The organism is Limnospira indica PCC 8005, assembly GCF_000973065.1.
Taxonomy (GTDB): Bacteria; Cyanobacteriota; Cyanobacteriia; order Cyanobacteriales; family Microcoleaceae; genus Limnospira; species Limnospira fusiformis.
Genome location: NZ_FO818640.1, coordinates 3,722,979 through 3,735,466, shown reverse-complemented (window position 1 = coordinate 3,735,466; position 12,488 = coordinate 3,722,979). Strand labels below are relative to the sequence as shown.

Sequence of the window (12,488 nt, the reverse complement as noted above, 5' to 3'; positions counted from 1 at the left end):
AACTTTCCTGTCTTGTGCTATAGATACTGCGATTAGTAGGAGTATTACAGCCTTTACACAAAACACAAAGTACAGTATAATGTATGGCTATTGTATAAGTTATCACAACCAACTACCATGAGCCGTTACTCTTTAGATTTTCGGAAAAAGATAGTAGAAGCCTATGAAAAAGGAGACACTTCTATCCGAAAAGTAGCGAAACGCTTTTTGGTGAGTCCAGACACGGTAAGGCGACTGGTCAAACAGTATCGATTAACGGGAGACTTATCTCCTCGTAAGTGTGGCACTAAAAAGAAAAGCATTTGATCTAAGCATGAGGAAGCCGTGATAGATATTGTAGAAGCCCACCCCGACCTGACCTTATGGCAATATAGTGAGAAGCTCAGAGACAAGCTGGGCATAAATGTCAGTACGACCATGATAGATAGATTTTTAAAGCAGCACGATATAAGTCTCAAAAAAAAACATACAGGAGCGAAAAAGTAGTAACTGAAGAAGTACAGAAAGCGCGAGTAGATTATTGGTAAAGAATTAGAGATGTGGCTCCTGAAAAGCTTGTGTTTATTGATGAAAGTGGGTTATGGGTAGGGATGAGCAGACCGTTAGCCAGAGCTACGAAAGGGAAAAAAGTCTATGAACTGCGGAAATCCTATCGAGGTCAAAAAATGACAATAATTGGTGCAATTAAGCTCTCCGGAGTGGTGGCGACTCAAACATTATAAATATCCATGAAAAAAGAGGATTTTCTCCAATTCATCAAGTTAGATTTATTGCCAAAATTAAAAAAAGGAGATGTAGTGGTAATGGATAACTGAAATTCTCATCATCGAGAAGAAGTCAAAGAAATGATAGAGTCAGTAGGAGCCAGGGTAGAATATCTGCCGGTGTATTCCCCTGAGTTTAACCCGATAGAGATGATGTGGTCACAGCTCAAAAGTTGAGTGTGCAAGTTCAGGACGGAGACCATGGAATTATTAGTGAGATTGGTAGAAGTGGCGGTAAGCCTTGTGGATTTACAGTGTTTGAATAACTGGTTTACCAAGTGTTTTTAATGTGCTTAATGATTGAGATAAAGGCTGTACTGCGACGATTAAGAGTATTATGACGAGAGCGAGTTTAAAGACTACGTGGTTGTATACAGCTCCAAAAGTCGAAGTACGAAAGCAGGGGGTAGTAACTCTGTTCCTACGAAAAAGGGTGTCCATATCAGAAGCCGTGTGCTGGGAAACTCGCAAGCACGGTTTTGAAGTGGAGTTCGGGAAGGTGACTTCCTGTTCGACCATAACTCAGGGAGTTGTCAATCATTGGGGGGGATACAGACCACCGACCAATTGAGCAGGTCTCTAACGTAATACATCGAGGAAGGCGAAAACCGCCGGAGGATGCAGACCATTACTAAGAATAGCCGCGCCGATCGCCCTTTCTAAGGGTACTGGAAGCGATCGCACTTTCACCGACTTAGGAATAGGTAGCGCCGCCAACCGGGGCAGAATTGCGGCCCCTAAACCTTGAGCCACCATACTAACAATAGTAGAATCTTCCTTAATCTCATAGGCAATTTTTAGGGTCTGTCCCCACCTAGCCCAATGTTCTCGCACCGCCGAAGTACACTCAGCATAATTGTACAATATAAAAGCATGAGCTGACAACTCTTCCCAGGTTAAATTTTGGGGAATTGGTTGCTTAGAATTGGGCAATAATACTACATACTCATCCCGGGCAATTTCCCAAGTATCAAACTCTTCAGATCGCGGTAAAGGAACTAAACCAATATCCACCTGACCCGTCCGCAAAGCCTGTTCCACCCCCACAGGATCAGTCTCGGTAATTTTCACCTCTACATTAGGAAAACGACTGCGAAACTCAGCCACTTTCGGCGGCAAAATATGGGTAGCCGCACTGCGAAAAGAAGCCACCCGCACCTTAGACCCCTGTAACCCCTTTTCCAAATTCACCTCGTGGTCGATAGTCTCCCGCAGTTCCAGGATTTTCTGGGCGTGACCTAGGACTTTTTCACCAATGGGGGTTAAATGCGCTCCAAAGCGCCCCCTACACAATAGGGGAATCCCTAACTCATTTTCTAAAGATGCGATCGCCCTACTCACCGAGGATTGGGAAATATTCAAATCCAGCGCAGCCTCAGAAAAGCTACCCTTGGCGACCACAGCCATTAACACCCGCACATGAAACAAATTCATAACAATTGACCGAACCGGAGACCATCGTCATTAACAATCATCCATCCAGTTTACGCATGGAAATTATGCTTAATGAGTTTTGCATGATACCGAATCAGATCATTAAGCTATGGGAGAACTGAAAAATTTAATCGCTACTCTAATCATTTATGTTCGAGTTACTGCCCTTCCATAAGTTCCGTGATACCCCTAGCGTGCGTTTTTTCGATATCACCATCCCCAACTCTAATGCTAGGGATCTGGTTTTTCACGAAGGACCAGCTACCAGTCCCAACAACACGGAGGATGGCCACTGGCAGTTCTATCTACACCCCAACCAAGAAGATAACCTACTGGCTGTTTCCGGGGGTCGTACTTTCTATCTAGTTAATTTCGCTTGGGAATGTCCCTATCATATTGTCCGACTAGACGCTAATCGACACATTTTGCGGATTCCCCCAGGAACCTTCCATCGGTCAGTATCCGACCCCGAAGGTTCCCTAGTCTTGAATCAAGCTATCCGTACCCACAGGGCTACTGTAGAAAGCGAGTTCCGAGTATATAATAGCGCCGAAATTTCCCGCCTGTATAGAGTGACTTCTGATAAGGCTCGCCCCCCTATCTTACACGGCTTTGAACGCCTGCGCGTCGCTTGATGGATTATCCATCATCTGGGGGAGAGTTCCCAACCATCCGGGACTCTCCCAGATTATGTTAACTTTTGTAACAAAAAGTTAAAAAATGTTACAAAAAATTTTTTTTGTGGGCGGGTAGGTTGATTTTTGGGTAAGTTTCTGCTATAATTTTAGATAATTGGAATAGTGACAATTTAAAAAAAAGTAGCTATGAAAAAATTATATATTTTCCTGACAGAATATCACAATTGAGCAGTGTTTGTCAACCCCCCAAAATATCCGGGGAGAGGGAGGCGTGATAGAATTAGTTATTGATTATTGATGATGGATTACTTCGAGTTAGAATGTGGTTTCATATTAATTCAGCCACCCCAAAGTGAGTAGAGATATATTTGCGATCGAAGCCCTAGGGCAAATTCCTAAAATTCTCACCTTGCTAGATCGGAACCCCCACAGTCCGACCTATGGGTGTTTTGACCGAAACTTCTGGCATTATAAAATTATCGACTTCCCCAGTGGCATGGCCCAGGAGTTTGTCTGGCCCCTGGCTTTAGCCCACGAAGTCAATGTTCCCGATAATTCCTATTACCAACACCCCGCTATCAAGGAATGGGTACAAGCGGGGATAGCTTTTGCAGCCCGCAGCGCCCATGCAGACGGTTCTAGTGATGACTATTTCCCCTATGAAAGGGCGGCGGGGGCTTCGGCGTTTTCTTTGCTGGCTTGTGTGGAAAGTTATCGACTATTGGGGTTAGTTGATTATGAGGCGCTGAGGTTTTTTGAACGACGGGCGAACTGGTTGGCTAACCACTACGAAAGTGGTCAACTGGCGAACCATGAGGCGTTAATTATTCTAGCTTTGGAAAGGTTGGGAAACCTGCTGCAAACTTCTAAATGGCGGCGGATACAAGGGACGAGACTCGATCGCCTTTTAAGTTGGCAAACTGAAGAGGGATGGTTTCGGGAGTATGAGGGTTGCGACCCCGGATATCATACTCTCACCCTTTCCTGTTTGGCAGAATTGGACTGCCTTAAACCTGATGACCGGGTGAAAAATGCGATCGCCAAAGGTGTAGAATTAGCGTCCCATTTCATCCACCCTGATGGCACTTATGGCGGGGAATATGGCTGCCGCAACACTTATAATTTCTTTCCCCATGGTTTTGAGTTAGCGGGGAAGTGGCTACCAGAAGCCCTGCGGATTAATGACCAGTTTTTACAGGGTATAAAAAATGGCTTGGGTCCTTGCTATGCTGATGATCATATTATTGGGCATCATGCCTGGAATTATCTGCTGGCTTGGCAAGATTTCGTGAGCGATCGACCTCAGCCTCTGCCCCGGGACGTGGCTAGTCTTTGGTTAAAAGACGCCCAAATTTTAATCAAACGTCGTCCCGGGGTTGAGTTATATATGGGCTTAAATAAAGGCGGAGTTTTCAAGATATTTAGGAACAATAAATTAGTAATTTCTGACACTCAAATATCCCTGCAAATTAGCAAGGGGAAAAATTTAAAAAATGCCGTCAGTCACCTAATCGAACCTTACCAGGTCAAAGTAGAACAGGACGAAATCACTATCGAAGGGCAGTTAGGATGGGCGAAACAAACCCAAATGTCACCCTTAAAATTAATCCTGTTACGGGTAGTCATGTTAACTTTTGGGCGGTTTTTTCCCAACTTAATTCGGAAAATGCTGCAAAAAATGTTAATAACAGGCAAGCAGGATGCACCGTTTCACTTTCGGCGAAAATTACTCTGGCAAGATAATCAATGGCTGGTGACAGATGAAATTACCGCCTCTTCTTGGCAGGGTGTAATTAGTGCAGGAATTGGGGCTTCCCAAACCTCTATTTATGTGGTCATGAGTCGCACATTTCAACCGGGACAACTACAACCCTGGTTAGATTTAACTGAGGAAATTAAGAAACTTACACCGGGTCAAACACTGAGGGTAGAACGCACTTTTTAGGGGGCTTTCTGTTATCAATTAATTATCGGGTGCGAAACGTTCAGGCATAAAATAGGATTGTGATACCCTAAATAACCGCCTGGTGGGGGTTTCAGCCCCTGGGGTGAATACAAGAAGCTCGCTTCTGACCACCCCATAACTGTTTATATAGCACAAGACAGAACACTTAGGACGTATAATGGAGAGGACGAGATGACTAAGAAGACCAAAAATGCCAGCCCCCTATAGTTACGACCTCAGACAAAAAGTTATTGATGCAATTGAACTAGACGGTATGCCCAAAACAGAAGCCAGTCAAGTTTTCCATGTCAGCCGGAACACCATTAATCTCTGGCTGCAAAGAAAAGCACAGACCGGAGACTTCCTCCCTAAACCTCATCACCGACCTGGCAATAACCACAAAATTACCGACTGGGAAAAATTCAAGGCTTTTGCCCAAGAGCATGGCGACAAAACAGCAGCTCAAATGGCTGAACTTTGGGATGACGACATCTCTCCTCGCACCATATCCAGAGCCTTGAAGAAAATTGGCTTCACCAGAAAAAAAACTTACGGCTACCAAGAACGTGATGAGCAACAGCGAGAGGAGTTTATGGCTCAGATTGAACAGATGGAGCCGGAAGAAGTGGTCTACCTCGATGAAGCCGGCATGAATAGTCAGGACTCGGATTACCCTTATGGTTACTGCGAGGAAGGAAAACGCTTCCATGCACTCAAATCAGGGAAGAGGCAGGGCAGGGTAAGTATGATAGCCGCATGGTGTCATCAACAACTCTTAGCTCCCTTTAGCTTTGAGGGTTGTTGTAATCGGACAGTGTTTGAGTTGTGGTTGGAGTTCATCTTAATTCCAACATTGAAGCCAGGTCAGACTCTAGTATTGGACAATGCAACGTTTCATAAAGGGGGACGGATTGCTGAACTGGTGGAGGCAGCTCAATGCCGTTTACTCTATCTTCCGCCTTATTCGCCAGACCTCAACAAGATAGAGAAATGTTGGTCGTGGCTGAAAGCCCGTATTCGCCACTGCATTGAGCAGTTTGATTCTCTCCATGATGCCATGGATTCCGTTCTCAAAGCTGCGTCCTAACCACCTTGACTAATGCTATATTTCGGGTATTTCAGCCCTATTTCATACCCGAACGTCTCGCACGTTAGGGGTCGAGAGTGAAGTCACCTTCACCCTCTCCCATTCAGAACCGTGCTTGATAGTTTCCCATCACACGGCTCCTGGTGTGGATACCCTATTTGTCAAAGGAGCAGAATCAAGAGACCTGCTTTCTACTTCGATGTTCAGAGCTATATGCACCACGTAGTCTTTAAACTCGTCCTCGCCATTATACTCTTACTGACCGCAGTATCTATATCCCTACCGTGACCTGTGGGCATATCCCAACCATGACAATTGGGCTTTAGCTTCTGGTCACATCCTTCACCCTCTAAGGTTAGGGGTCGAGAGTGAAGTCACCTTCACCCTCTCCCATTCAGAACCGTGCTTGATAGTTTCCCATCACACGGCTCCTGGTGTGGATACCCTATTTGTCAAAGGAGCAGAATCAAGAGACCTGCTTTCTACTTCGATGTTCAGAGCTATATGCACCACGTAGTCTTTAAACTCGTCCTCGCCATTATACTCTTACTGACCGCAGTATCTATATCCCCACCGTGACCTGTGGGCATATCCCAACCATGACAATTGGGCTTTAGCTTCTGGTCACATCCTTCACCCTCTAAGGTTAGGGGTCGAGAGTGAAGTCACCTTCACCCTCTCCCATTCAGAACCGTGCTTGATAGTTTCCCATCACACGGCTCCTGGTGTGGATACCCTATTTGTCAAAGGAGCAGAATCAAGAGACCTGCTTTCTACTTCGATGTTCAGAGCTATATGCACCACGTAGTCTTTAAACTCGTCCTCGCCATTATACTCTTACTGACCGCAGTATCTATATCCCCACCGTGACCTGTGGGCATATCCCCACCATGACAATTGGGCTTTAGCTTCTGGTCACATCCTTCACCCTCTAAGGTTAGGGGTCGAGAGTGAAGTCACCTTCACCCTCTCCCATTCAGAACCGTGCTTGATAGTTTCCCATCACACGGCTCCTGGTGTGGATACCCTATTTGTCAAAGGAGCAGAATCAAGAGACCTGCTTTCTACTTCGATGTTCAGAGCTATATGCACCACGTAGTCTTTAAACTCGTCCTCGCCATTATACTCTTACTGACCGCAGTATCTATATCCCCACCGTGACCTGTGGGCATATCCCAACCATGACAATTGGGCTTTAGCTTCTGGTCACATCCTTCACCCTCTAAGCATGCGCTTACATTTTTCACTACTGCCTTGTGAATAGCATTACTCACTGGTTTATAGGCAGAGCATTAGAGGGGTTACAACGTTCCGATTATATGGGCATTCCATCGTTAGATTTGTCCTCTCCGCCGGGGTACTTTTAAAGGTCTGTGTAGGTAGTCGCACGAACCCCCTACTTTTCCCCTTGCCCTTTTGAGCGCAGCGTGTCAACCTATTTCGCTGCTAGTGTATTACGATGGTTCAAGTCGGACATTCGGTCTTGCTAATCATAGATGGTTGGCAGTGGTCGCGTCTTGGTAGTAGGTTCTACCTCACGCCTTCCGTTCCCCGCTTCAATCCTGGAGTTATGATTTCCAAAACTGGGGGTGGCTATCGCCGTTTACTCTCTACTCCCTGATTTCTCAGTTCGTTTATGACCTTGAGTTCCCTGCCTTGCTTAGTTCCCTAAGCGTCGGGACATATAACCAGTTATGAGGATGGTCAGGAGAGGTCTCCTTATATCCAGATTCGGAGCTGGAATCCTCACCGGGTAGTTATTTCGGGCATTTCAGCCCTATTTCATACCCGAACGTCTCGCACCATGCGCTTACATTTTTCACTACTGCCTTGTGAATAGCATTACTCACTGGTTTATAGGCAGAGCATTAGAGGGGTTACAACGTTCCGATTATATGGGCATTCCATCGTTAGATTTGTCCTCTCCGCCGGGGTACTTTTAAAGGTCTGTGTAGGTAGTCGCACGAACCCCCTACTTTTCCCCTTGCCCTTTTGAGCGCAGCGTGTCAACCTATTTCGCTGCTAGTGTATTACGATGGTTCAAGTCGGACATTCGGTCTTGCTAATCATAGATGGTTGGCAGTGGTCGCGTCTTGGTAGTAGGTTCTACCTCACGCCTTCCGTTCCCCGCTTCAATCCTGGAGTTATGATTTCCAAAACTGGGGGTGGCTATCGCCGTTACTCTCTACTCCCTGATTTCTCAGTTCGTTTATGACCTTGAGTTCCCTGCCTTGCTTAGTTCCCTAAGCGTCGGGACATATAACCAGTTATGAGGATGGTCAGGAGAGGTCTCCTTATATCCAGATTCGGAGCTGGAATCCTCACCGGGTAGTTATTTCGGGCATTTCAGCCCTATTTCATACCCGAACGTCTCGCACCATGCGCTTACATTTTTCACTACTGCCTTGTGAATAGCATTACTCACTGGTTTATAGGCAGAGCATTAGAGGGGTTACAACGTTCCGATTATATGGGCATTCCATCGTTAGATTTGTCCTCTCCGCCGGGGTACTTTTAAAGGTCTGTGTAGGTAGTCGCACGAACCCCCTACTTTTCCCCTTGCCCTTTTGAGCGCAGCGTGTCAACCTATTTCGCTGCTAGTGTATTACGATGGTTCAAGTCGGACATTCGGTCTTGCTAATCATAGATGGTTGGCAGTGGTCGCGTCTTGGTAGTAGGTTCTACCTCACGCCTTCCGTTCCCCGCTTCAATCCTGGAGTTATGATTTCCAAAACTGGGGGTGGCTATCGCCGTTACTCTCTACTCCCTGATTTCTCAGTTCGTTTATGACCTTGAGTTCCCTGCCTTGCTTAGTTCCCTAAGCGTCGGGACATATAACCAGTTATGAGGATGGTCAGGAGAGGTCTCCTTATATCCAGATTCGGAGCTGGAATCCTCACCGGGTAGTTATTTCGGGCATTTCAGCCCCTATTTCATACCCGAACGTCTCGCACCATGCGCTTACATTTTTCACTACTGCCTTGTGAATAGCATTACTCACTGGTTTATAGGCAGAGCATTAGAGGGGTTACAACGTTCCGATTATATGGGCATTCCATCGTTAGATTTGTCCTCTCCGCCGGGGTACTTTTAAAGGTCTGTATAGGTAGTCGCACGAACCCCCTACTTTTCCCCTTGCCCTTTTGAGCGCAGCGTGTCAACCTATTTCGCTGCTAGTGTATTACGATGGTTCAAGCCGGACATTCGGTCTTGCTAATCATAGATGGTTGGCAGTGGTCGCGTCTTGGTAGTAGGTTCTACCTCACGCCTTCCGTTCCCCGCTTCAATCCTGGAGTTATGATTTCCAAAACTGGGGGTGGCTATCGCCGTTACTCTCTACTCCCTGATTTCTCAGTTCGTTTATGACCTTGAGTTCCCTGCCTTGCTTAGTTCCCTAAGCGTCGGGACATATAACCAGTTATGAGGATGGTCAGGAGAGGTCTCCTTATATCCAGATTCGGAGCTGGAATCCTCACCGGGTAGTTATTTCGGGCATTTCAGCCCTATTTCATACCCGAACGTCTCGCACCATCCGCTTACACTTATCACTACTGATTACCTCGACCAGATAATCAGAGCCTTAGAGGGATTACAACGTTCCGTTTATATGGGCATTCCATCTTTAGATTTGTCCTCTCCACCGGGGTACTTTTAAAGGTCTGTGTAGGTAGTTGCAAAAGTCCCCTACTATTCCCCTTGCTCTTTTGATCGCAGCGTATAAAAACTTATTCCGCTACTAAATATTTACGATGGTTCAAGCCGGACATTCGGTTTCCCTAATCATGGATGGTTGGCAGTGGTCGCTTTTGGTAGTAGGTTCTACTTCACGCCTTCCGTTCCCCGCTTCAATCCCAGAGTTGTGATTCCCGAAACTGGGGGTGGCTATCGCCTTTACCCTCAACATACTTTGTAACAAATTGTTAGGATTTATTACAAAGTATGTTGACCTGGGGTTCCCTGCCTGGTTTTGGTATCTTGTGATACAAAACGTCGGGACATATAAACAGTTATGGGGATGGTCAGAAACGAGTTGTCTTGTATTCAACCAAGGGGTTGAAGTCCCCACTAGGAGGTTATTTCGGGCATCTCAGCCCTATTGAACTCCTAAACGTCTCGCACTTTGCTGATATTTTAGCGAATTTGAGAACTTGGGGTGAGGGTTCGGAAACCGGGTTTCTGGGTGGCTGCTTAAATCTCCCCTAACCAGGTTTCAATGGCGGACATCAGATTCGGTTGATTGGGGGAAAGGCCTTTTAAGGGCGCTTCTAGGGGGTCGTCCGTGAGGAAGGCGATCGCTTCTACCGAGACGCTTCGCGATCGCTATTTCCCCCGTCAGACAAAAGGCGATGATTCTGGGTGGGTTGATTAACGGTGACTCGGAGCGATCGCCTCAATTTGGGAACACCAAGAAAAGTCCTTGATATTAAACGTGTAGATGCTGTTCACTTCATGGGCTAACACGATCCAAATATGCAGTAAATCAAAAACTCCTCCATTGGTTACAGGTCTTTCTGCCAATAAACCAATCCAACCTTCAAACAGATCCACCGGAGTTGAAAGTAAGCAGATATGGGGCATCTGACAAATCCGGTTAATGCGGATAATTGCTTCCGTTGGCTGTAAAGGCGTGGCTAAAATAGCGGGATTAGTAATATAGGAGTAAAATTCCGCTAAAACCTGCGATGAGACACACAAAATTTCCCTGTCGGTCGGTCTAAATATTTCTAAGGCGGCTTGATGTTGAGGGGCTTTGGTATTAGCAACATAAGCCAGGATGTTCATATCCAGATAAATTCGTTGAGCTTCCCCTGCCATAAAGCATCGTCCGATTAAAGGGTGGGAGAATTTAGCTCTCAAAAAACCAGGAATCCCGGTCTAATTCCGAGAGATTTTCTGGGGCTGATTTGTTCTGCTGTTGATTGATAGTTTTAAAGATTTCTATCATTAGATAAATTGGCTCGATTGGTTTTGGGGTTAGTCCGGTGATATCAAGAGTTTGAGTCATTTTTTCGTCGTGGGCTAGGGGTTGCTGACATTCTAGCTAATTTTGCGGCCCAGGGTCAAAAACCGAGTTTCTTTGCTGCTTAAATCTCCTCTAAACCGGTTTCAATGGCGGATATCAGATTCGGTTGATTGGGGGGAAACCTTTTTACCGAATCACTCGAAATTCGAGGTTGAGATTTAGCTGACTCCATTGGCGGTCTGCGGTGATTACGGGTTGATTGAGAACAAGACCCAAGCCTAGACAAGCCTGATCGCCTAGGGATAAGCCTAGAGGTTTAGTGATGGGTCGTAGCATACCAGCAATATGAGCTTGCGGTTCATCAAAGGGAACAATTTTTAAGTTCAAGTCGGACAAAATTTGCCAAATCTCCGGTTCTGAGATGCCAATTTATGCCAATTTAGCAATAACTTCCGATAAATTAATGGTGCTAATCGTTGCATTGTCAATCAAGTCTGTTATTTGTTCACTCCCGCTTTCTTGATTGAGAAATGCTAATATGGCAGAGGCATCCATGATTACATTACTCATGGATATAGCAATCCTAAATCAGTTGTGGAAGACCCTCACCCCCAACCCCTCTCCCAGAACGGGAGAGGGGAGAAGAAGATGTTATAAATCATTTAGGACTGCTATAGACTCGTGACGGCGTTCTTGAATCAGTTCCTCTGTTAGGTTGCGATTTTTCCCATATTTTTTGACTATTTTTTGAGCCTGGGTGAGGGGGCTGGTGGAGTCAGTTATTAGTGGGCGATCGCCTTGTTTCTGCTGTTGATTAATAGTTTTAAAGGTTTCTATCATCTTTTGAATTGGCTCGATTGGTTCTGGGGTGAGTCCGTTGATATCAAGAGTTTGAGTCATTTTTGAGTTGGGGGCTAGGGGTTGTTGACATTTTAGCTAGTTTTGCCGCTAAGGGTCAGAAAGTGGGTTCTTGAATCCTCCAATCTCCCCTAACCCGGTTTCGATTCTCCTGGGTCAACGCTTCCGGAACCCCGATATCAGATTCGCGCTTATTGGGGGGAAGCCTTTTAATGGTGCTTCTAGGGGGTCCTCGCTGTTTAAAGCTATGGCGATTACCCCCGTCAGTGTTTGGCAAAAGGCGATTCTCCTGGGTCAACGCTTCGCGATTCTCCTGTGGAGACCCTTCGCGATCGCTTCTGGGGTGGGTTTCGTCGGGGTGGAAAATGTTTCGCCGCCGAAGAGGATGGCGCGGTGGGGGAGGAGGTGGGGCGCGTTTTAGGGTTTTGATGTGGCGATCGCCGATCAACTGTTGCGGCGGCGCAGGCGAGTCATAGCCAGGGCTCCGACCCCCAAACCGATCGCCAGGGTGGGTTCGGGGACAGGTTGCGTTTCCCAATTCACCACTTGAATTGGGTAAGCCAGAGCCGATTTGAGGCGGTTTGCTGCAGCCCGTGAGGGTGAAGGGTTCGGTCACGTCGCCAATCCACAGGTAGTCCGCGCCCCATCCGTCGGTGGGATTCTCCACGGCGGAGCGATCGCCCACCGCCACGCCGTCCCGGAACCGGTTGTCCACCACCCGGCTCATCCCAAAACATCCGTAAATTATCGGTTAAAATTAGGCTAATGAGTCCGAGTTTATTAAGAGTTTAAATATATC

General features: G+C 46.5%; 11 protein-coding genes and 1 pseudogene. 4 read left to right on the top strand and 8 right to left on the bottom strand.

What is annotated here, in order from left to right:
* Nucleotides 1–117 precede the first annotated feature (117 nt).
* Nucleotides 118–1,052: pseudogene (locus tag XZ46_RS32760) on the top strand (IS630 family transposase).
* Nucleotides 1,053–1,343: 291 nt separating this feature from the next.
* Here the strand turns inward: XZ46_RS32760 and XZ46_RS16275 are convergent.
* On the bottom strand, nt 1,344–2,198 hold the full coding sequence (locus tag XZ46_RS16275) for a LysR family transcriptional regulator (RefSeq protein WP_006624820.1): 855 nt from the start codon (nt 2,196–2,198) through the stop codon (nt 1,344–1,346).
* 149 nt (nt 2,199–2,347) lie between these two features.
* On the opposite strand from XZ46_RS16275, the gene XZ46_RS16270 reads away from it, so the two are divergent.
* From XZ46_RS16270 to XZ46_RS16260, 3 genes are all read left to right on the top strand, one after another.
* Nucleotides 2,348–2,833, top strand: a complete 486-nt coding sequence (locus tag XZ46_RS16270) for a hypothetical protein (protein WP_006624821.1) — start codon at nt 2,348–2,350, stop codon at nt 2,831–2,833.
* Between the two features lie 355 nt (nt 2,834–3,188).
* Nucleotides 3,189–4,781, top strand: a complete 1,593-nt coding sequence (locus tag XZ46_RS16265; RefSeq protein ID WP_006624822.1) for a hypothetical protein — start codon at nt 3,189–3,191, stop codon at nt 4,779–4,781.
* Nucleotides 4,782–4,992: 211 nt separating this feature from the next.
* A complete protein-coding gene (locus tag XZ46_RS16260) occupies nt 4,993–5,868 on the top strand; it encodes an IS630-like element ISAtsp1 family transposase (protein WP_048895136.1) in 876 nt (291 codons plus the stop codon).
* A gap of 4,188 nt (nt 5,869–10,056) precedes the next feature.
* On the opposite strand, the gene XZ46_RS38345 is transcribed toward XZ46_RS16260, so the two are convergent.
* The 7 genes from XZ46_RS38345 to XZ46_RS38340 form a co-directional block, all read right to left on the bottom strand.
* Complete coding sequence (locus XZ46_RS38345) at nt 10,057–10,161, bottom strand: NACHT C-terminal alpha/beta 1 domain-containing protein (protein WP_396442575.1); 105 nt, start codon at nt 10,159–10,161, stop codon at nt 10,057–10,059.
* Nucleotides 10,162–10,233: 72 nt separating this feature from the next.
* The gene (locus XZ46_RS16255) at nt 10,234–10,683 is read right to left on the bottom strand and encodes a type II toxin-antitoxin system VapC family toxin (RefSeq protein WP_006624827.1); all 450 of its coding nucleotides are present in this window, start codon (nt 10,681–10,683) and stop codon (nt 10,234–10,236) included.
* Between the two features lie 31 nt (nt 10,684–10,714).
* The gene (locus tag XZ46_RS35450) at nt 10,715–10,873 is read right to left on the bottom strand and encodes a hypothetical protein (RefSeq protein ID WP_006624828.1); all 159 of its coding nucleotides are present in this window, start codon (nt 10,871–10,873) and stop codon (nt 10,715–10,717) included.
* 144 nt (nt 10,874–11,017) lie between these two features.
* Complete coding sequence (locus XZ46_RS36825; protein ID WP_008056148.1) at nt 11,018–11,227, bottom strand: PIN domain-containing protein; 210 nt, start codon at nt 11,225–11,227, stop codon at nt 11,018–11,020.
* Nucleotides 11,228–11,260: 33 nt separating this feature from the next.
* Nucleotides 11,261–11,401 carry a PIN domain-containing protein gene (locus XZ46_RS36820; protein ID WP_008056147.1) on the bottom strand — a complete coding sequence of 47 codons (141 nt, stop codon included), beginning with the start codon at nt 11,399–11,401 and terminating at the stop codon, nt 11,261–11,263.
* A gap of 81 nt (nt 11,402–11,482) precedes the next feature.
* A complete protein-coding gene (locus XZ46_RS16245) occupies nt 11,483–11,731 on the bottom strand; it encodes a hypothetical protein (RefSeq protein WP_006624831.1) in 249 nt (82 codons plus the stop codon).
* 55 nt (nt 11,732–11,786) lie between these two features.
* Nucleotides 11,787–12,416, bottom strand: a complete 630-nt coding sequence (locus tag XZ46_RS38340; protein WP_228116361.1) for a hypothetical protein — start codon at nt 12,414–12,416, stop codon at nt 11,787–11,789.
* Nucleotides 12,417–12,488: the final 72 nt, after the last annotated feature.

Coding starts and splice junctions, on each gene's coding strand:
- XZ46_RS35450 (WP_006624828.1), bottom strand. CDS start 10,873: ATGACTCAAACTCTTGATATCACCGGACTAACCCCAAAACCAATCGAG.
- XZ46_RS16245 (WP_006624831.1), bottom strand. CDS start 11,731: ATGACTCAAACTCTTGATATCAACGGACTCACCCCAGAACCAATCGAG.
- XZ46_RS16275 (WP_006624820.1), bottom strand. CDS start 2,198: ATGAATTTGTTTCATGTGCGGGTGTTAATGGCTGTGGTCGCCAAGGGT.
- XZ46_RS36820 (WP_008056147.1), bottom strand. CDS start 11,401: ATGAGTAATGTAATCATGGATGCCTCTGCCATATTAGCATTTCTCAAT.
- XZ46_RS38340 (WP_228116361.1), bottom strand. CDS start 12,416: ATGAGCCGGGTGGTGGACAACCGGTTCCGGGACGGCGTGGCGGTGGGC.
- XZ46_RS16270 (WP_006624821.1), top strand. CDS start 2,348: ATGTTCGAGTTACTGCCCTTCCATAAGTTCCGTGATACCCCTAGCGTG.
- XZ46_RS16260 (WP_048895136.1), top strand. CDS start 4,993: ATGCCAGCCCCCTATAGTTACGACCTCAGACAAAAAGTTATTGATGCA.
- XZ46_RS16255 (WP_006624827.1), bottom strand. CDS start 10,683: ATGGCAGGGGAAGCTCAACGAATTTATCTGGATATGAACATCCTGGCT.